This is a genomic window from Blautia sp. Marseille-P3087 (assembly GCF_900120195.1).
Taxonomy (GTDB): domain Bacteria; phylum Bacillota; class Clostridia; order Lachnospirales; family Lachnospiraceae; genus Blautia_A.
Genome location: NZ_LT635539.1, coordinates 1,340,304 through 1,362,438 on the forward strand (window position 1 = coordinate 1,340,304; position 22,135 = coordinate 1,362,438).

Genomic DNA, 22,135 nt, shown 5'->3' on the forward strand with positions numbered 1-22,135 from the left:
CGCCCTCCCCTCGCAAGTTTTTTTTAATTGTCAAATTATTTAACGGGTCTGAGGGCAGTTCCCTTATTTTACAATATATCCCTCTTCATCCCACAGATCATGCCAGTCTTTTGCGCCTTCCCACAGAAATACCTGGCCTTTAACCAGTCTGTTTCCTTTTTCGAGTGTACCGATCTTTGCCATTTCCTCATCGGTCAGCGGATCTTCTGTGACGCATTTCAGATTGCTTACATAGTTATGTACTGAGAACGGAATGGAGATTTCTCCTCTCTGATGAGCCCATTTCAGAGCGATCAGTGCCGGATGAACACCATGTGCTTTTGCAATCTCCTGCATTTCCGGTGTCTGCATATCAGCAACATCTTCCGGGCAGATATCTCTTTCCGGTCTTCTCGGTGAACCAAGCGGCATATAGCCTACCGGCTGGATGTTGTGTGCAACAAGATAGTCATACTGCTCCTGCTGCTGGAAGCATGGATGAAGTTCCAGTTCACATGCTGCAGGTTTGATTTTCATTAATGGAAGAACTGCTTCCAGTTTCGGAATGGTCATGTTGGAAATACCGATGTAACGGATTTTTCCTTTTTCTACCAGCTCTTCACACTGACGGTAGGTATCCATGAATTCTTCTACGCTGAACGGTCTGGAATCCGGATTTCTGGAATCTACATCACAAAATGGTGCATGGTAATTCGGGAATGGCCAGTGAATGAAGTACAGATCCACATAGTCGCATTTCAGATCCTGAATGCTCTTTGTGCATGCTTCTTCTACTTTTCTGTGCATGTCATTCCATACTTTTGTCATGATGAAGAGGTCTTTTCTTTCTACGACGCCTTCTTTGATCGCTGCTTCAAAAACTTCACCGATCTGATGCTCATTTCCATAGCATGCTGCACAGTCAAACATACGATATCCGCTGCGGATTGCTCCTGCAACTGCTGCAGATACATCTTCTGCGCTTACCCTGTCAGAACCAAATGTTCCCATACCCATACATGGTACTTCTTCTCCTGACGGAAGTGTTACTTTCGGCACAATTGCCGGATCGATAAATTCTGCCATTTTAATTTCCTCCTGATTTTGATTATATAGTTTTCGTTTTCTTAAAGTCTTTGTATAGCAATCTGCGGTAACAGTTTTTTCATATCTTCCATTACAAAGAACCCGGTCTCTTCACGCATTGCTGCCGCCGCAGAAATTGCGCTTGCTCTTCTTAATGTTTCTTCGAGAGAAAGTCCCTCGCTTAAGCCCAGTGCAAATCCGGCGATCATGGAATCACCACATCCTACAGTATTGACTGCATTGATCTTCGGAACGATTGCACGGAAGATTCCTTCCTCCCCTACTGCCAGCGAACCATCTGCGCCAAGTGAAACCGCAACGATCTCCACGCCATTTGCGTGAATCGTTTTTGCCGCATCAATGATATCCTGAATGTCATCGCAGTGTTTACCGGTCAGCATACGGATCTCATCAATGTTTGGTTTGATCAGTGTCGGGCATGCCTCGATGCCCATCTCCAGGAGCTTACCGCTCGTATCAAGGATTACCGGTCTGCCGGCTTCTTTTACGATCCTGACCAGTCTCTGGTATGCTGTTCCGTCAAGTCCTTTTGGCACACTGCCGGACATGGATACAACGTCTGCATCTTTTACCAGTTCTCTGAATTTCTTTTCGAATCCGGCAAAATCTTCTTCTGTCAGTGTAAATCCCGGCTCCAGAAATTCTGTCTGCACATGATTTACCTCATCCCAGATATTGATGCAGGACCTGCTCTCTGCATTCACATGATAAAAATCACCTTTGATGCCGAATGGTTTCAGCGCATCTTCGATATAGTTTCCTGCATGGCCGCCCACAAATCCGGTGGCAACAACCTCTGCCCCGTAAATGGATGCCGGTTTGGATACATTCAGACCTTTACCGCCGGGAACATAAGAACATTCCCGGACACGGTTGACTTCGCCTGTTTTAAAATCATCTACCACATATCTTTTGTCGATTGCGGCATTCAATGTCACTGTCAGTATCATTTTCACTCTTCCTCGTTTGATAAGAGAATCTTTCCTTTTACAAGTCCCGGTGTCTTAAATAACTGGAATGCTTCCTGTGCCTGACTCATCGGGATCTTTTTGTAAACGAAGCCCGGATCAAATTTAAGCTGGCCTGTTGCAAAATAATGTGCTGTCAGATCCCATTCACGTCCCGGGAATGGTGCACTGTAGGACATCCAGGAACCGGTCAGTTTGAACTCTTTACGATTCATGTTTTCCCACTGCGCAGGTGTGAAGGTCAAATTCTCATGTGGAGTACCGATAAAGCATACATGAGCTTTGTTTGCAGCAAGTTCAAATGCCATATGCATGGTCGGAACCTGTCCTGCTGTCTCGAATACAAATCCGTATCCTTTGCCGCCGGTGATCGCCATTGCTTTTTCCATGTAACCTTCTTCTTTTGTATTGATGACTTCATCTGCACCAAGACGTTTTGCAAGATCAAGACGCTCATCGCTGATATCGAATACAACAACTTTCTTTGATCCGAAGATTTTAGTCCACTGCATGGTGAACATTCCGACTGTACCGCCGCCGAGGATTGCTACATACTCTCCGCCATGATAATCGTTCTGGAATACACCATGGATAGCCACAGTTGCAGGCTCAAACATTGCGCCCTGCTCATAGGAAACGCTCTTGTCAAACGGAACTGCATTCTGCTCCGGAACTACAACATAATCTGCGTTGCTTCCCTGCTGTCTGGAACCGATAAAACTGTAATGTTTGCAAAGGGAGAAGTTGCCCTGCTGGCAGTCGTCACATTTCATGCATGGAAGAAGTGGTGCTCCGGATACACGGTCGCCGACTTTTACCTTTGTTACACCTTCACCGACTTCTACTACATCACCGGAAAATTCATGACCGAGAACGATCGGATAAAAATGAACGCCATGATTCAGAACACGCGGGATGTCAGATCCGCAGATACCGGAATATCTGACTTTGATCTTTACGGCACCTTTTGTTACCTTTGGTTCTTCAATTTCCTGATACTGTACATCTTCATTTGCAACTACTACTGCTGCTTTCATAATATATTACTCCTTTCGTGAAAGGAGGAAATACCGAGGGTGCGTGCGCCGCCCCCTCGAGCTCCCCCTGCGTTTTTTATAAAAACAATCAAGGTTTTTCAGAAAAAACTTCTATTAAACATTCAATTTGCCCAAAATCATTAAATCACTTTGTCATCATATGTGCCAGAGACTTGTAAAGTTCAAGATACGTCTCATAAGTCTTATCATACACTTCTTTATTCTCCGGGTTTGGCTCATGGCGACGTGTTTCTTTTACAGTGATGGAAACGGCTTCATCATAATCTTTGTAAAGTCCGACTCCGACACCTGCAAGGAGTGCGGCTCCAAGCGTTGTTGCTGTATCGGACGCCGGTACAACGATCGGTTTTCCTGTGATATCGGATTTGATCTGTGTCCAGAGAAGAGAATTCGCAGAACCGCCCATTGCTCTTAAGACTTCTGCATTTGCTCCGGCTGCCTCTGCCACCTCAAGATTGTGGCGCAGAGAAAGTGCCACGCCTTCCATGCAGGCACGTACCATATGGCCTTTGGTCTTTGCAAAATCAAGTCCGTAGAAAACACCTTTTGCATATGGATTCCAGATTGGGGAACGCTCACCGGACATATATGGAAGGAATACGACCCCGTCACTGCCCGGATTGATTTTTTCTGCAATCTCATTGAGCTGATTCAAAGAAGATGCTCCTGTCTGTTCCTTCATCATTCGCTCATAATCGGCAAATTCACGTTCAAACCAGCGCATCACTCCGCCGCCACCGGTCGTTCCGCCCTGCAAAAGCCATTTACCCGGAATGACATGATACCCAAGGATCAGTCGTGGATCTGCTTTGTATTCATCAATACAGATGCTCATTCCACCTGCCTGTCCGCCCTGTTCCTGTGTTTCTCCCGGATGAATGACACCGGCACCCAGAGTTCCACAGGCTGCATCCAGACCACCTGCTACAACCGGGGTTCCTTCTGCGAGTCCGCACTCTGCGGCTGCTTTTGCTGTCACGCTACCTACGACATGGTCACATTCGCAGATCTCCGGCAAAAATTCCATCGGAATTCCGAGGTGTCTACACATCTCTTCGTCCCAGCATCCCTTCTTCATATCGAAACAGTGAAGGCCGTATCCCTGAGACATATCCTGTGTGATCGCGCCTGTCAGCTTAAAGGCGATAAAACTGTTGGACTGGAGGATCTTGTCGATCTTTTCATAAACCTCCGGAAGATTTTCTTTGTACCAGATGATCTTTGCTGTCGTATAAGACGGCTGAAGTGAATTTCCTGCAACTTCAAAGATTTTATCCTCACCGATTTTCTTATTCAGCCGTTCACAGATTTCCTGCGCACGGGTGTCCATCCAGATCGGTGTATTGGTAAGTACTTTGCCCTCTTTGTCGAGCGCGATGGCCGACCAGCTCTGTCCGTCAATGCCGACTCCGGCAATCTCCGCCGGATCAATGCCTGCTTTCTGCACGGTTTCTTTCGTTGCCCTGCATACAGCACTCCACCATTCCTCCGGATTCTGCTCCGCCCAGCCTTCCTGTGGATAGTATACCGGATAGTCGCCATTGGCTGCGGCAAGGACTTTGCCCTCTTTATCAAACACCGCTACCTTACAGGCACTTGTTCCGATATCGATTCCAAGTAAATATGATTTCATCATTTTGCTGCTCCCATTTCTCCGGCTGCCCGGAGTTCCTTCTCTTTATCAGATGTTCATACTAAAACCCTTACGGATTTTCCGGCAATAATCTCGGTCTCAAGTTTCTCACTAAAAAGCTCTCCGGATGCCTCGCCGGTATTTTCCAGATGATTCAGCATAACCTTTGCCACTTCTTTTGCAATGCCGTCCGTCGGCTGCGCTACGATCGTCAGCTTCGGATTACATGCTCTCGCAAACTGCAGGTTGTCAAACCCGATCATCGACAGCTGCTCCGGAATCCGGATGCCCAGTTCGTTTACTCCGATCATGGCCCCCATAGTCATTTCATAGTTCGTCACAAACACTGCTGTCATCTCCGGATTATTCTGTACAAGTTCTTCAAGTCCCCGGACACCGCCCTGAATCGTATAGTCTCCATGCCAGATCAGAGATTCACTCACCGGGATCCCGGCACTTTCCAGTGCTTTATAATATCCCGCCATACGCTCCTGTGCAGTAAAAACTTCTTCCGGTCCGCCAATGATCCCAATATTCCGGTGTCCTCTCTCGATAAAATACCGGACTGCATCTTCAGCGGCTTTTTTATTATCAACCAGCACACTGTCACAGTTGATACCCTGAATCTTTCGATCAATCAAAACGATCGGTTTACCCGTCTTCTGAAACCTTTTCAGGTGGTTTCCCTCTTCATCAACCGGCATGTTGATGATACCGTCCACACGCCTGCGAGTCAGGAATTCAACCGCCTCCTGTTCCAGTTTCTTATCGGTTCGGCAGTCGCAGACGATCGTCGCATAACCATGACTTCGCAGGATATCCTCCATACCGGTGATGATCTCGGCACAGAAAGTATTGTTCAGCTCCGGAATGACAACGCCAATCGTTCTGGTCGCGTTCGTCTTTAAACCTCTTGCCACCTCATTGACTTCGTAATGAAGTTCTTCGATAGCTTCCTCAATCTTTATTCTGTTTTTTTCACGGACATTTCCTCCGTTAAAATAGGAAGAAATCGTAGCCAGCCCAAGTCCTGTCCGTCTGGCTATATCCTTCATGGTCGCTGCCATTTCGCCTCACTGCCTTCTGCTTTTATTCTGCTTTACCGTCGCATCCGCAGACTTTCATTCTTGCCATAACCAGTTCTTTCACTGCTGCGATTGCTGTCTTGCCATAAGCTTTCGGATCAATGGTATCCGGTTTTTCTTCAAGAAGTTCTTTGACTGCTTTGGAGTAAGCTGCACGAAGTTCTGTCGCAAAGTTTACTTTGCAGATACCACGTTTTACGCAGTCGCTTACATCTTCGTCACTGAGTCCGGATGCTCCGTGAAGAACCAGCGGAATATCAACAACTTCGCGGATCTCACTTAAACGTTCTTTATCAAGAACCGGTGTACCTACATAGAAACCATGTGCTGTTCCGATTGCAACTGCCAGAGAAGTAACACCTGTACGCTCAACAAATTCTTTTGCTTCCTGCGGATCTGTATTGGTGTCAGCTTCTGCTTCAAGATCATCTTCCTTGCCGCCGACTTTACCAAGCTCTGCTTCACATGGAATATCCAGTGCATTTGCTACATCTGCTACACGTTTTGTCTCTGCAATGTTTGCCTCGAAGTCCAGTTTGGATCCGTCGATCATAACAGAAGTATATCCTGCATGGATTGCCTGCATAGCCAGTTCAAAACTGCTGCCGTGATCAAGATGAAGGCATACCGGAACAGATGCTTTTTTAGCTTCTGCTGCAACGATTGCTGCATAGGTATCCACAGTACCGTACTTTATAGTAGATGGAGTTGTCTGGATCATAACCGGTGCTTTCAGTTCTTCTGCTGCCTGAATAATGGCTTTCACCATTTCCATATTCTCTGCATTAAATGCTCCGACTGCATATCCACCTTCCTGAGCTTTTAACAGCATTTCTTTTGATGTAACAAGTGGCATAACTTTTTCCTCCTTAATGATATATGTATATTTTTTGTTTTACTACTTGTGATTGATCGGAAAATTCCAAAACCGAAACGTTTCCGTTTTGAGTTAATCATACATCGCCTCCCGCATTCTGTCAACCGTAAAATATTTATCTTTTATCGGAAAATTTTCCCTTGCATTGTACAGTAATTACAGGTAAATTGAATATAGAAAGGCGTATTTTAAAAGACTGCGCCGGCGAGAAATCAAATTATCTGAACGGAGGCATAAACGACATGTTAAAAGGTATTCCTGAAATCTTATCACCAGAATTATTAAAAGTATTATGTGAAATGGGACACAGCGATCGTCTTGTTATCGCTGATGGTAACTTCCCGGTAGAATCCATGGGTAAAAACGCTATCACAATCCGCTGCGACGGACATGGTGTTCCGGAAATCCTGGAAGCAATCCTGAAAGTTTTCCCACTGGATACTTATGTAGAACATCCGGTAAACCTGATGGAAGTAATGCCTGGCGATGATGTAGAAACCCCGATCTGGGATACATACAAAGAAATCATCCGCAAATATGATGACAGAGGAGACGCTACTGTAGGAAACATCGAGCGTTTCGCATTCTATGATGAAGCAAAAACAGCTTACTGCATCATTTCCACAAGCGAAAAAGCTCTGTATGCAAACATTATGCTGCAGAAGGGTGTTGTCATCAACAACTAATTATCGGCCATCTTTTTTCAAAAACCCCGGGGATCTTTGGAGACCTCCGGGGTTTTATTTTCTGCGCCTTTCTCCAGCTGTAAAATTGTTCTGTTAGAGACTTTTTATTTTTGAAGCAATTCTATCTGCTTTTTTAATTCTTCAATACTTTCTTGCATTTCCTGCATTTCGCAGATATTTTCTTCTAACTTCCTGTCACGTTCAGCCAGCATTTCTTTCTGTTCATCTATCGTCTCTTTCTGTTCGTCTATCGTCTCCTGCATTTCATCTACCATGTACCTCACTGTGTTCCGATCCATAATTCTTAATTCCTCTGAAAATATCCCCATTACATCCTCCACATTCCGGCATATGTAATACACATGCTCATACATCTCTCTGAATTCCGGATAGGTATTTATCAGCTCGATGATTTTCTCCGCATCATCCATCCCCAGAAATGTCAGCCATCCGTCTATTTTGTTCTTGATACCTTTATTTTCTACATTCTTCTTAAAGATGTCAAGGGGTATAAAAATATATTTCTGCAACAAATCCATCTCCAGTCCTGTATCTGCTTTCTGCATAAAAATATGTATATACTCATCTGGATATTTCTGAAAAACCGCAGGACTTTTTTCCATCAGCACAATCGTATACACGCCCTTTACATCCTTATATGTAAAGTGATCTTTCTTTACACTGCGAGCTTTTTTGTACTGACGAAGCAGCAAATCTGAGGAATAACACGCACTCCGTTCTCCCGGAAATGCATAACCGATCTTCTGCACTTCCACATTACAATATGTTCCATCTTCAAAGCGCACCAGTATGTCCATGATCAGCAGTGACTGCTCATCTGCAATTCTCGTGGAATCTCCCGGCAGGATTTCTATAATCTTTACTTTTTGATTCAGAAGAATACCAAGGAATTCTTCGAGTCGCTCAGGCACTGTTTCCGGATTCATGACTTCTTTAAAAAAAGAATCATACAACATTTTGATTCCACGCACTCCTGTGCAAAAATCCAGAAACTCCTGTCTCTGTGCCTCCCTCCAGCTATAAAATTGTTCTGTAAGTTTCACATTCTCATCAATTTCTCTCAAGATTTCCTCCCTGCTTCTGAGCATAGGAAAATATTTCTGAAGTTTTGTTTGCATAGGCAGGCTTCCTTTCGTCTGATTAGATCTTAATAGATTTCCACTTTATTGGGTTTCTGTTTCAGAATTGAAACATTTTAGAATGCCCTGACGGGCTTAGAATTTAAGATGTAAGAATTATAGCACGCTTTGTACTCAAAAATCAAGAAAAATCATTCGACAAAAAATGGATGTTTCCCCTAAACTACGGAGAAACATCCATAATTCTTTAATCCAGTTCGAAAAGCTGACGCTGTTTCAGGTCGATGGATGACCATACGGTACTTGTATGTTCCTGACCGTACAGATATACAGTACTGGAAACTTTCGCATACAGCTTACAGGACTCTTTATATCCATTGCTGCCATTCTGGTTTCGCAGATACTGTTCGATATCAGAAACTTTCAACGCGTAGGCACTGTTCTGAGACAGATGGAATTTGCCATCACTGCCACTCTCAATTGTACCGATATTTCCATAACCGCTCAGACTTCCGATCTGCGCTGTAATATCAGATACATTCTTCGTGGTCGGGCATCCGTCTTCTACTCTGCCATGTTCATCTTCAATGTAAAACTGAACAGTCATCTCCTGTTTATCGAGTTCTTCCTGACTTAAATCAGCACTTACCATATTGTAATCCCTGACATTGATGTAGAAATCCATATTTTCTTCCAGTGTATTTGCTTCATTAGAATCCCATGATGTCTGGTCTGTCATATAAAATCTGGTGCTCTCTGTCTCTGCTGCCGGATTCAGTGTTTTTACAAAGTTTACTTCCGGTTTTACCGCAGTAACGTTTGCCGCTGCCACGATCGTATTGATAAACAGTTTGATTTCATCATCATTCTGTACCCGCCGATGTCCTGCTCCGGTATAAATAACATTCCCCTTACTGTACAGATAATAATTATTTCGAGCATCATTTGGTGAATTATTATAATAGTGATCCGTCAGACAATACCAGGCAACCACATCGTTCATTCCATCGCTCTGATCATTGATATCTCGATCCTGCTCCATCCCAAGCTGATAATACTGTCCGTGTGTCTCTGCAATGGTAATACTGTCGCCAATCACATAAGGATACTGCGTGATCGCACCATCATTTACCTTTGTTGCCCTTGTTGTCAGTGTATCTCCCGTACCGAGCGTTTTACCGTCCAACATTGCATTTGTATATCCCTGTGTCTGTGCATAGCTCTTTGATTTATCACCGTTTTTATATGCCACATCACCTGCCAGCGTAAGCAATGTCTTAAAGTCCACACTTCCATCTGACAATGGTTTGCCTTTTTTGAGCAGTTCAGAAACCGTCTGATTTCCAATCGTTGCATCAGAAGTAATACCATAGCGGTCCATACCTACTACCGAACGGAGAATTGTATTCAGCGACAGTCCCCAGTTTTCATTTCTTGCAGTATTCCACAGCCAGCTGTCGTTATAAAGACCAATGCTTCCGCCGCTGTTTACTGTTCCATTTGAATTGTAACCGTCCCTTGCGATCTGGCCGTATATTTTTTGATGATCAGTATTGATATAAGAAGTCGTGTCATGTGCAAAAATAACACTCTTTCCGGATCGGATAAATTTCAGGATCTCCTGCACCGCATCTATGGAAATATCCTGATACACATCCTGGAATCCTATGATCAGCATCTGCTGATCATCCAGCAGATTTGCAAAGGTTGTTTTCTGTCCGTTTTTATCCAGAACATTTCCATTATTAATGTCTGTAACATTTCTGGAAATTACATTGATATTGAAGTCCTGCACTCCGGCTATCAGATTCTTAAAAATGCTGCTGTCCGCAAGTGTCCATGTACATGGATTTGAACGATTTACTGAATTATCCTGTGGAACAAGCTGCAGAACATTGATCGTCTGTTTCGCAACCCCATCCGGTTTCTGCTGTTTTGCATAGCCAATCTCAGAAGTATGGATATAGGTGTTACGGTTGCTTGTCAGTTCCAGTTTCCAGGTAATCAGCTTATAGTAATCTGACGGAATTTTTCTGGTAACGGTATATTTCTTTCCAAGCTTCAGTTCATAACGCATATCTCCGCTACCATAATCTTTCTGTGAAAGGACATTTCCGTCTTCATCCTGCACGACCATATATTTGTCCTGCGATTCTTTCTTTGAAAGATTACCGTCAAAGTTCAGATCCAGGTAAAGTTTACAGTCATAAGTTGTCGTTGCCGGGGCTGCATCAGAATCATTTTCTACCGTAAAAGTATATTTCAGCTCCCCGTCAATATATCCTGTATCACTGAGATCCACAGGTGTCTTGAATGTGCCGGCAGTTCCCAGCCGCTGCGGTTCCTTCGGTTTGCCTCCGTTCTCATCAAATTTGATTACCGGCTTTGCCAGATTCATAAAGAAGCTGAGATCTTTTGCTCCGCTTTCCAGTTCTTTATTCGTAGCTACATTTTCATATTTCAGTGCGTCCTTTATGAACTGGTAATAATACGAAGCAGAATCTACTTCCTTTGCATTCGGCTTATCACCATCTACAAGTCCGGATGCCAGCACCACCGGATAACCACTCTTTACAAAATCCATCAGTGAATTGTACTGCTGCTTTGTTATATCATTTCCGGATCCGCGGAAATATCCGGATCCATCTTCATTGTATGTACTGAGCGGTGCGTACCGGAGTTTCCCATCGGACCATGGACCCCGCGCATAATCTGTATCAAGCTGACCCAGCATTTTCGCAAGATTGTTATTTGCAATAATACTTTTTAAATCACCTACATGAGCATATCTGTACTCTCCACTTCCCGTAATCAGGCTGTTTGCATTTTTTTTCTGATCGCCGATGAACACCATATCGTATTCCGAGCCGATATCATCAATATGTCCGACAAATTCTGCTGCTGTCATAGGAGTAATTGTTGCTCCGATATTTACATCTGTTCCACTGTCTGCATAAATGACTCCGAATTCTGAACAGGAACCATACTTGGCATTATTTCCGTTTCCTCCATTACTGTCCAGCGTTCTCAGAAATGTGATTTTCATACTCTGTACTGATCTGATCGTCTTTCCGAACTGTAGCGCAGTCACTTTACCCTGATTATCTGTTGTAATGTTCGTTAATCCGGTTACCGTATCAATCAGCTTCTGTCCGTTCACATCTGAGTATAACTCAGCTTTGTACTCCACAGGAACACCATTCTGGCTGCCATTTTCCTGATATGTACGGTTCTGATAAAAGAATCCCCGAATATCCTGAGCCCCGTCAAAAGTTACCGTAAAATACGGCGGATTATTTTTGCTGTGACCATCTTCATTGTTCCACAAAGTATGCCATCTCGTGTTTGGATCTCCGTCAATCATATTCTCAGCTTTATCATCTTCCTTTGCAGTCTCACTGCAGCAGGCCGTTACACTTTTGATCTTACGGTCTGAACCAGCCACCCATTTCTTCACATTTTCTTTATCCAGCATTTCATTTCCCGTATATGGCATAATTTCCAGTACTTTGAGGTTTTCTTTTACCAGGGTACTTCTCTGATATTTGTAATTAATGATGTATTCAATTGCCCTTGCCTGTGAGATTTCTCTTCCAAGAGGCTCTATTTTCTGTGTAGAAGTATCGCTTCCATCATCCAGATTCGTCTGTTCTGAATTATTATTTTCCAGCTTACGGTACTGGTTTTCGCTATTGATGTATTTGATAATCTCTTCAAATCCATGCATGGTATCGTCAGGATCATAAGTAATGTTTTCCTCAGAATCCACATTTCCATTAAAATTTGTATGGAAAGAAGTATTTACAAGATTATAATCCCCATCTGTTCCCACAAACGTATTTTTGAAAAAGTACATATATGTATTTATATAATGTCCGTCTGCATCTTCTGTCTCATTCCTCACAAACTTCGAAAAAGCATCGGTAAATGCTTTCTCATGCACTCTGGAAGCGTTGACAACACACGGAATGGAAGTCGCTGCAATCGCAGCTGCCACATCAGCCGAAAGAGTACCGTTTACATAGATCAGGTCATACTTATCAAGTGTATCTGCAAAACTGTCTGATACACTGACTCCGTCATCCTGTGCCTGCACATCAACAGATTCATCATCCTGTGTATCAATGTCTTCTGCATCAATGTTCTCTGATTCATCTGCATTCTCCTGTACATCGATGTCCGTTTCATCCTCACCGGCACCATCTTCTGTATCACCGGATTCCGGAACTTCTTCGCTGACATCCGTCTGCTCTGTTGTGTCATCTCCAAATGTATCTTCCGGTTCAAATGTAATCGCCTGCTCTTCATCCTGCGCGAAATTTGCCGCAGTATCATTTCCGCCTGAACTTCCCCCGGAAACTGCCGGTGCATATATATCTGAGGTACCATCCGAAGCCAGCTTTGTATCAACTTCGATGCCAAAATTCTCAAATTCCCCATCTTCACTGTCAGCATCAACTTTTGGATTCAGATGGAAAACATATTTTTTGAACCAGTCATTGTTTGTATAGCCGCCCTGATAATAAAAGCTGTTTACCTGAACAGAGACAGCGGTATCACCGCCAGGTGCAAAATCATAGTTTCCAGTGCCCGGAGTCAGACTGTAAGTTGCCGCTGACACATAATGCGTTGCCACGTCTCCATCAGAAACCGGAAGGTACACATCCTGATTGTCCGGATAGTTTGGATAATACCATCCAAAATAGCTGTACGGAAGCGCAGCCTCACCTTCTGTGTCATTTGATTTACAGCAGAAATATACTTTTGATACGCGGTAATAATAGTTATAGGAAAGTTCATTTGAAATTTCCTGAATTTCATTATAAGGAACGGCACTTCGACCGGTTACAATAGAGATTTCAGATCTGGTAAGTTTTCCGTTCACTTCCTGATAGTACCAATACTCATCATTGTCCAGCACAATACTGCCATCAGTAAGTTCCGCATCCGGGTTCTTCGCAAGATCTGTCGCATTTGCTTTTACATAAGCAAGATCACCGATAACTGTATATTTGTAGTTCGGATATTGGTCAATATTTTCACCGAGATATACATACGGATCTGCCTGTGTTCCTGCTTCCTGCGCATTTGTGATATCGCCGAGAATTGACTGGAAAACAGCGTCGGCATCCATACCGGTCTCATCTGTATCCTGTACAGAAACATTGTCGGAAGTATCTGGCTCACTGTACTCGTTCCACTCTTCTCCGCTGTCTGACTGAACATCCGCAGAAGAAGATCCATCATCTGAAATCCCTGATTCAGAATCTGAGAATGCATCACTGTCACGGAATACATCTGTATCTGATAATTCCACTGTTCTTACATAAGACTGTTGTACAAATTCCGGCTGTCCGCCGAAAGACTGTGCATCGACGCCACTTTCATCACCTGAAAAACTGCCGTTCTCATTGTTTTCATAGGAATTGTCAAACGTAATATCTTCGGAGCTGTCCTCACCGGAATCAGAAGTTCCCCCATCACTGCTGCCATAAGAATCACTTCCATCAGATCCAAACGCATCTTCTCCGCTGGAAAAATCATTATTCCCGGAACCTTCTGTACCGGAATTCTCTTCATCAGAAATCACCTGGCCTGATTCACCGCTAAAACCGCTGTTTTCTGATACAGGATCGGCTGTTTTCACAGCTTCATCTGAAATTTCACGTACCAGAACTGCATTGTCTTCTGTTACTTCATCCGGATTTTCTCCCGGGAACTGATATTTTTTTGCTTCTATCTCATCTGCAATTTCTTTTGTCAGAGACGTGTAGACATTCTCATAATATCCGTATCTGCCACTCGCATAGTCATATTCCGGAAGAAGAGATTTCTGTCCTTTGTCATTCTCATCCGCAAGTGCATTATTGATTTTGGTATTCGGTACTTCTTCAAACTCCAGATAATAAGCACCTCGCGCATCGCTGCCTGTCGATTCTTCAAAGCTCTGGATGTTTTCGCGGAATTTTTCTGACTGCTGGTTATCGGCATCAACGTCTTTTCGGATCGGGTAATATTCCTGATCGCCTTTTGTGTAATCACCGGTACCGGAAGTATTCTCGACATAGGAACCTTTTACCTGTACTGTATCGGTACGGGAATTGCCGTCAAAATCCGTCAGATCTACCTTCGTCCAGTCTGATGCATCGTCACTGTCTGAAAGAAAATATTTTTCCTGATAGTCTGACCCTGACAAAGGATACTTACTCGAATCATCACCTGTTACATCTTTTATCTTTTTGATTCCGGTGCTTATACTTTCATCAATCTGTCCGGAGTCATTCAGACGGACATTCATGACAAATTCCGTTCTCTGCTTCTCCGGCAGCTTACTCAGTGCATCTTTTATTGTAGAAAAATGTACTGTGTGCGTATTCCCATCCGCATCCGTGTATTGATACTGATATAATTTCAGACTTGGTTCCTGCCCCGATATGTAATAACCGATCTCCGCATCATCACTGGAATCAACCAGTTCCAGTATACGAAAAGGATCCTCCTCGGTGCTTTCGCTTACAATGGTTTCAATACCGGGCATCATCTCAGATGACGCCTGCACCGAGAGAACAGACTGCAAAAGAGTCCCCGCTCCCAGTACACCGGCGGCAGCCACCGCCGTGCCGGAGATTAATAGTTTCTTGTGTTTGAATCTCATGTATAAAATTGCCCTCCTGATTTTGCCAAAACAATTCTCGTCAAATACACCTCAAGCGAAAAAGCCAACAAACTTTCTCATTTATTTGTAACGGTAATATTTTTTGTAACTGTCACTTCTGCATCCAGAATCTTATAAGTAGCAAACACTGGGTAAGTAGCCTCCTGCCACTTATTATATGGGGCAAACCTGACTTTGTTATTTATTCCTGTTTTTGTCTCATTTGGAGTCATATTCCCACCGGTTCCATTATAATTTCCACTCCATGTGACCTTTGCATCAACCGGATTTCCATCCATATCTGTCAATGAAAGATAAAATTCTGCTGATTGGTCATATCCAATCTTATCCGGACCAACAATCTCCGCATGATATGCAGGAAGTACTGCTTTTACATTAAACGCTGCATTATAATCCGCATTATCTGTTGGGAAATTGTTATTTGCACTCCAGAAGTTTCCAATATATTTACGCAACTGAAGCGTAATCCGTACATCTTCCGGTTTCGTTGGTGCGTATATCCATCCCTGTCCATCTGCTGACATATTCATTGTCTGATGGTTTGCCTGTACAGTCGTTTCTGCTTTATTTGCTACAATTGGAACATCTGATACATTTCCACTCGCATCATAGACTTCAACTAATGCACGTAGCTGATAAGATTTCGTTACAGTGACCTCATCATTCTCTACTATCTGATGATTGTCTTCATCCCAGAGCTGAAGCTTTGTCTTCGATGCTACTTTAAATTCTCTTTCAACATGCACAGTCTTTCCATTGTCCTTATTTACATAATCCGCACACAAAACAAAGCCATTCACTGCATTTACATTTACAGAAACTGTTTGGTCCGTATTCTGACCGTTTCCCATTGAAATGCCTGCCGGTTGTCCTTTCAAAGACCATGTTACCGAATAATTATTACCACTATCTTTTGGTTTAAAACGGAAACCATAATCATGATAGATTGTACACTGATACGTTTCACCAGCTATAACTGTATCATACTTCGCATCTGCGCCAAGGATAATCTCCCCATCTGTCGGGACTGGTGTCGGCACTGGCGTACTCGTCGGTACCGGTGTTGCGGTCGGGACAGGCGTATTTGTCGGGACTGGTGTCGTAGTCGGCTCCGGTGCCTCAGTCGGTGCCGGTGTCGCTTTCGCCGTAATCTGAATCGTTACCGATGCGGACTCGATCCATTTGCCGGAACTTGTCTTCGCCGAAACTTTGACTGTAATTGATCCTGAAGCATTTTCATTGATGGTCAGTTTGCTGTTGGTATGGTCTTCACCCGGGAAGCTTCCGTTCTGTCCGTCACTGACTACGCTCCATGTAATCGTTGACGGATCAATACTTCCGTTTCCACTCAGATCATATGCGAGCCTGTCTGATGCTCCCGGATCCATGGAAGCCGGCGCATAGGAAATACGGATTCCCACATTGGTCGGCTCCGTATCATCAACAGAATCTGCCGGTTTTTTCACTTTTACTTTATTTCGAAGGCTGACACTGTGCAGTGTCTCAATCTCTTTTTTTCCGTTTTCCGTGCTTAGCTGGAAACGCACAATATTGTCGGATTCCACTCTGGTAAGATCGGCACGGAAATCAAGAATACCTGTTGCAAGGACAGAACGCTTCACCTTTGTACGGGCATTACGCACATTTTGCTCTCCGTCATCTTCTTCATCCAGAGAAAATACTGCTGCATCTCCCTCATCCTCAGAAAATCCTGCTGTTTCTGTATCATCTTTTCCTGCCCCGTCAGAACTGCTTGAAGCTGTATATTCTCTCTGACTGTAATAAACAGTCGCATCTTCTTTATCCCAGTCGATCACATCACAGATGTACTGGCTGGTGTTTCCGTCGTTATTTTTATATTCGTTGCAGACGATGAAAGTCTTGTTTCCATCACTGTTTCCTGCGCCGCTCTGTTTGATATCATTTTTGATCGCGGATCCGATATTCTCACCTGTACCATTCGCATAATAAAGACTTCTGTTGGTATCAATGATCATATCTTCCATTCTGTCGATCAGTTCCTGTGTCTCCATCTGTACCTTCGCACTGCTGGATGTACTTCTGTATGTATTGCTTCCGGTCGTAATAAAGGTCAGTACCACACCGGAAAAAATCGCAATGATCGCAACCGTAATAATCAGCTCGATCAATGTCAGTCCACGATTATCCGTCTGCATCTTTGCGATTCGATTTCTGAATTTTTCTGCTGTATTTTTTATTCTTCTTATCTTCATGGGATCTTCTCCTCCAAAAAATAACAAAATCGCAATTCATACAAAATGTATCTGCTTCACACAGAATTAATTATGTCCGGAAGTTATCTCATACTTGCCGGTCTCCTGAATCAGACTCAGTCTCTTGTAACGGCTGCCGCCACTGACTGTAATCTGTGTACAGTACTCCCCTGTTCTTGTAAGTGGAATATCCTCGCCTGCTTCCAGCACAGAAAGAATTTCTTTCTGTGTCCACGTTTTTTCCTGCAACGGAAGAAATGCACCGGTTGCACGGTCATATGTGATCACAATGCTGTCACCTGCACCAAGCTCCTGCGTTGTACCGGAACTGGTTGTATAACTGATCATTGTTTTTGCCGGAGCAATTTTTTCCGGCTGATCCTGCTTTACGTTTGACTCACCGCTCACTTTGCCGCGGTCCAGATAATAACTGATATAATAACCGTCTTCTCTTTTTTCCAGCTTCATCTCGCCGACCAGACGATTGGAAGCCTCTGTCTTTGTCTTATCCAGAGCTGCCGCGATCGAATTGGCAGCCCGGTTTACCCGAAAGCCCAGAATCGAATTAAGAGAAGGCACGATGATTCCAAGAAGAATGGCAAAAATACTGATGACAATGATCAGCTCCACCAGTGTAAAACCTTTGTTTTTTTGCTTCATAATGCCCTCACCTCTTTCTATTCTGTATATTTATTCTTTTTTCCAGTTCTCATAAGTCACGCAGTCCGCGATGCTGTACGTGTCAGAACCGTTCAGCGTGTCTTTCTTTCCTGATGAAGATGAATTTCCGAGAACATATTTGTCGCCTTCCCAGAAGAAATCCTGCGGTTTGATGCTTGTTCCGTCTCCATAGGAACGCATCTGCGCCTGAAATACTCTTGCTGCCTCCAGAGGAGCCGATTCAAGCTGTGCACCTGCTCTCAGGGTAATCGTGCCTTTTGCCATGATAATACCCTGGAATTTCACACCTGCCTCAATCTCCACATCACCGGTACATACCACGAGACGAAGTTTGTCAGCATCACTTTGGCTGATCTTAAGAGTCTGATTCACTCCGCTTTCTCCGTTATCATACATGATCGCCGTGAGTCCGCCATCCTCAACACTTGCCGTAAATACATATTTCTTTGTACTATCCATCACATTATCATCGATATAATCGATCATTTTCTTTTCATTGACAAGATTATCATATACACTGCGGTCACCGTCTGTCTCATCATGTGTTTTACCTTCGCCATCTTCTTTTACTGCTTTGTTCAGAAGATCATAGCTTGTGATCATCTTGCGGTTCAGTGCATACCAGCTGTTCTGATAACCAACCTGCTCCTGAAGGATCTTCTCTCCCGGATTTACGCTGGTTGCCTGCTGCATATTTCCCTGTGCGTCTGCCCCGCTGTAAGAAAGTGCGTTTCCGTTGGTGATATAGCGCAGATAGGAATCTGCATCTTTGACCGTAATTCCTGAATCTTCCCCTCCGAAATAGAAGGAAAGATATTTATCCATATTTGCTTTAACCGTTGGATTGTTCTGATAATACATCTGCATAAAATCCGCTGATTTCTGTGCATCTGTAAAATTCAGATAAAAATAAACAAATCCATCATTATAAAAAACAGTCTGCACCGGTTTCTCGCTGTCGACACCGATATCACGAAGAGTCCTGCCGCCCCACGCCTCAACTGCAGCATCCCAGTTTACGGAAATATCTTCGGCTCTGTTTAAAAGCGCCAGGTAAGCATCGTAAGTCAATGGATTACCGGATGCCCCGAGAACCTCTTTCGGCACAAGATACGCAAGCTGCGTACCTTTGACAGTCAGACTCTCACCTGTGGCCACATCATTGGTATTGCTCCTGTTATTTGCTTTTACCTTCGAACTTGCAATATAATTTCGACCGGCGATCATCAGTTTCTGTGTATCAGAAAGATCCAGTGTTGTGTTTTTGCCATTGATCACGATCGCGCTGCTCAAAGCAGCTCCCGTCAGTCCGGATTTTTCATACTGGTCTTTTGCCACACAGTCATCCGAAGTTGCCGATTCATAAGAACCATAACCATAATAATTGCCGCTGATCTTTACGTTATTATTTTTGCCTGTGACCGTAAGGTCATCCACAAAATAAGTCGAACCGGAAAGACTCACATTCTGTACAGAATCTGCATTCAGTCCACGTGCCCACAGATTCACACTTTCGGCACTCGTAAAAGTAGAATTCAGACCAACACTGATCTCCCCTTTGCAGACAACCTTATCTCCGGATTCCACATTGAGGCTTGCACCCGGTATTACCTTAATGCTGGTCTCAGAATCCGCAGCCAGTGCAGATGGCAGGTTACCTGCATAAATACTTCCATTGATAGAAGTCGGTGTGCTTTCGGTTCCTTCGCATACGATGCCCTTGTCCGCTACAACGATCATATTCATAAGATCCGGAAGTGTGGACGGTGTCGGGAACTGTACTTCCGGAACAAGCAGACGGATATCCGTACAGATGATCGCTGCTCTTCCTTTTTCATCTACATAGATTACCTTAAGATTTTTCAGAAGGACTCCATTATTCTCTGTATTTTTGCCGACATTTTTGACTGCTTTCATCAAAGGGGCACTTCCGGCCGGATTGGTGATGATCAGAGATTCTTTTGATTCGTCATACTCCAGATCCACATATCCGCGGAGTCTCTCCATATTATAAATATTATCTTCTGTCTTCGACACACGGAGAGTGCGCATAAGTTCTGTGATAAAACAATCCTGAAACTCGCTCTGGCGCTGCCTGTCCATAGAAGAATCTTGTGAACGGTTCTCTACGTTGTAGCTTTCAAGAACCTGCGTATAGGCCTTTGACATGGCATTTCCCACATCCTCCTGCAGTCCGGTACGGATTTCCTCCAGCGCGCGCTCTGCCGTATAAAAGCTGTCCTTGCCCTTCAGGTCTGTGATTTTCATATTAAAATTCGAAAGTGCGATATAAAGTACAAGAAGTCCAAGGATCCCCACAAAAGAAACCGCGATCAGTACGGTAAAAAGTGAAAATCCCTGATTCTGCTGTCTTTTTGTTTTTGTGATGTTTCTCATTGCTTCCTCCCCGGAGGTTTAATCTTCTTTTGCTCCATCAAGTGTCACGACAAGATCACTGTCCGGAAAATTCTTTGCAGCTGCTCCCGCTTTGTACACGCTTACCTTCGCCGTATAAATGCGGTCCTCTGCATCCCGGTCATCCAGACTGTTGCAGTCCAGTACTTTCTTTGCCGATGCATTTGTCACCTTTGCCCCATTGATGCCCTTATCATTAACCGCCTGATAAGTCAGGGACATCTGGCTGATTTTCGGACGGTTCAGCACTTCGTCCATATCACTGATGTTGTAATCAAGATTTGTACGAAGTTTCGTAACCGCCTTATAAAGGCTCGGGTTTGTGCTCCAGTTGCTCTTGTTTCTCGCAGCCGGATTTTCATTGATGATCAGAGACATACGATACTGCACTTCCTGTGCGGAAGTCGGCTCATTATTGGTATCGTCCCTCTGCTTTGTTACATAGAAACTGACTTCATAGTTTGTCGTGTTATCCAGTATGATCTTGTCATATGGATTTGTCGCACTGGTTGAATTGTAGTTCGGATAATAAAAAATAAAAATATTTTTCAGTGCTTCCCCCGTCTCAGAGCTGTAAAATGGTACATACGCACTCTTGTATGTACAGAAACATCCCGGAACATCTTCGTCTTCACCTTTGCCGCCACATGGGCAGAGGCTCATGGTTTCATACTTTGTTCCACCGGATTTCTTATAGTCGTACGCGCTTAAGACATATCTTGCCTCAGCCCTGACCGTTCCGCCACTCTCCTCGATCTTGATATACAGCGTTCTCTTTGTATATTTGTAGACATCCTTCCAGTCCAGTGGCTGATAGGTATCACTGTCTGCCGCATTATTTCCGGCATCCGTATTCATTTTATCGATCGCGGCACTTTTCTGTCCTGCCACCATCTGCTGCATGGCATCTTCATCCCAGTTACGCGGCATGATCAGAAATGCATTTGTCTTGCTGTCCATATCAGAAATCTTCGGTGCAAGATAATCGTTCTTTCCGGTTCCTGTACCGGTGACAGTCTTTTCTTTGTATCCGGAACTTTCGCTTCCATCAAACTCTACCAGCGCATCAAAACTCTCATGATTCACTGTCACATTCGTTAATTCGAAATAATATTTCGATGCATTGGAACCTTTTTTTCGCGGATTAAACTTATAAGTCTTGCCGCCATCTGTCGAGATCACCGATGCCGTCACTTTGGATTCATCCATTCCATCCCTGTACTGACTGACGGAATTATAAGTTGTTCCGCCATTTCCGGAAGCTTTCAGGACTTCACGTATTCCAAGTTCCCCGCTTTTTATCTTATCTTTCTGTGGATTCAAAAAACTGATTCTTGTATCACCATTTAAATCAAACGGATAGTTAAATGCCAGTGAAACTTCCTCGAAAGTTTTTGCCTTGACTTCCTCCATGATGTTCTGCGCTGCTGTCGTTGCTTCCAGGTAAAGATTTGATTTGCGGTTGATCCGGCTGGAAGTAACAAATCCCTGCAGGAGTACAATTGCCGTTATGGAAAAAATACTGACTGCGATAATGACCTCAAGAAGCGTCATTCCGGCATTCGGATTTTTTCTTTTTTGCTCATTCATAGGGTTGCTCCTTTCCAGAATGAAGTATCGATATATAGACAGATAG

At 43.9% G+C, this 22,135-nt stretch carries 13 protein-coding genes; 1 reads left to right on the forward strand and 12 read right to left on the reverse strand.

Annotated elements, in window-relative coordinates:
• Positions 1-63: 63 nt before the first annotated feature.
• The 6 genes from BQ7344_RS06475 to BQ7344_RS06500 all read right to left on the reverse strand — a co-directional run bounded on the left by BQ7344_RS06475 (position 64) and on the right by BQ7344_RS06500 (position 6,686).
• Positions 64-1,065 (reverse strand): aldo/keto reductase, encoded by a 1,002-nt coding sequence (locus BQ7344_RS06475; RefSeq protein ID WP_072521917.1) that lies wholly within the window; start codon positions 1,063-1,065, stop codon positions 64-66.
• Positions 1,066-1,106: 41 nt separating this feature from the next.
• Entirely contained in the window at positions 1,107-2,036 is a 930-nt protein-coding gene (gene pfkB, locus BQ7344_RS06480; RefSeq protein ID WP_072521918.1) for a 1-phosphofructokinase, read from the reverse strand.
• Between the two features lie 2 nt (positions 2,037-2,038).
• Positions 2,039-3,091, reverse strand: coding sequence for a galactitol-1-phosphate 5-dehydrogenase (locus tag BQ7344_RS06485; RefSeq protein WP_072521919.1), 1,053 nt, complete (start codon positions 3,089-3,091; stop codon positions 2,039-2,041).
• 145 nt (positions 3,092-3,236) lie between these two features.
• Entirely contained in the window at positions 3,237-4,745 is a 1,509-nt protein-coding gene (gene xylB, locus BQ7344_RS06490; RefSeq protein WP_072523375.1) for a xylulokinase, read from the reverse strand.
• A gap of 56 nt (positions 4,746-4,801) precedes the next feature.
• The gene (locus BQ7344_RS06495; protein WP_072521920.1) at positions 4,802-5,812 is read right to left on the reverse strand and encodes a LacI family DNA-binding transcriptional regulator; all 1,011 of its coding nucleotides are present in this window, start codon (positions 5,810-5,812) and stop codon (positions 4,802-4,804) included.
• Positions 5,813-5,834: 22 nt separating this feature from the next.
• The gene (locus BQ7344_RS06500; protein WP_072521921.1) at positions 5,835-6,686 is read right to left on the reverse strand and encodes a class II fructose-bisphosphate aldolase; all 852 of its coding nucleotides are present in this window, start codon (positions 6,684-6,686) and stop codon (positions 5,835-5,837) included.
• Between the two features lie 263 nt (positions 6,687-6,949).
• Here BQ7344_RS06500 and BQ7344_RS06505 point away from each other — a divergent pair, with 263 nt between their 5' ends.
• Positions 6,950-7,393: an RbsD/FucU family protein gene (locus tag BQ7344_RS06505; RefSeq protein ID WP_015542067.1), complete on the forward strand. Its 444-nt coding sequence runs from the start codon at positions 6,950-6,952 to the stop codon at positions 7,391-7,393.
• A 104-nt stretch (positions 7,394-7,497) separates the two neighbouring features.
• On the opposite strand, the gene BQ7344_RS06510 is transcribed toward BQ7344_RS06505, so the two are convergent.
• From BQ7344_RS06510 to BQ7344_RS06540, 6 genes are all read right to left on the reverse strand, one after another.
• A complete protein-coding gene (locus tag BQ7344_RS06510; RefSeq protein ID WP_072521922.1) occupies positions 7,498-8,532 on the reverse strand; it encodes a PD-(D/E)XK nuclease family transposase in 1,035 nt (344 codons plus the stop codon).
• Between the two features lie 208 nt (positions 8,533-8,740).
• Positions 8,741-15,148 (reverse strand): DUF5057 domain-containing protein, encoded by a 6,408-nt coding sequence (locus BQ7344_RS06515; protein ID WP_072521923.1) that lies wholly within the window; start codon positions 15,146-15,148, stop codon positions 8,741-8,743.
• A gap of 77 nt (positions 15,149-15,225) precedes the next feature.
• Positions 15,226-17,403 (reverse strand): type II secretion system protein, encoded by a 2,178-nt coding sequence (locus BQ7344_RS15845; RefSeq protein WP_083585499.1) that lies wholly within the window; start codon positions 17,401-17,403, stop codon positions 15,226-15,228.
• Between the two features lie 66 nt (positions 17,404-17,469).
• Positions 17,470-18,063, reverse strand: coding sequence for a prepilin-type N-terminal cleavage/methylation domain-containing protein (locus BQ7344_RS06530; protein WP_072521924.1), 594 nt, complete (start codon positions 18,061-18,063; stop codon positions 17,470-17,472).
• A 30-nt stretch (positions 18,064-18,093) separates the two neighbouring features.
• Positions 18,094-20,481 carry a type IV pilus modification PilV family protein gene (locus BQ7344_RS06535; RefSeq protein ID WP_072521925.1) on the reverse strand — a complete coding sequence of 796 codons (2,388 nt, stop codon included), beginning with the start codon at positions 20,479-20,481 and terminating at the stop codon, positions 18,094-18,096.
• 18 nt (positions 20,482-20,499) lie between these two features.
• Positions 20,500-22,089, reverse strand: coding sequence for a type IV pilus modification PilV family protein (locus BQ7344_RS06540; RefSeq protein ID WP_072521926.1), 1,590 nt, complete (start codon positions 22,087-22,089; stop codon positions 20,500-20,502).
• Positions 22,090-22,135: the final 46 nt, after the last annotated feature.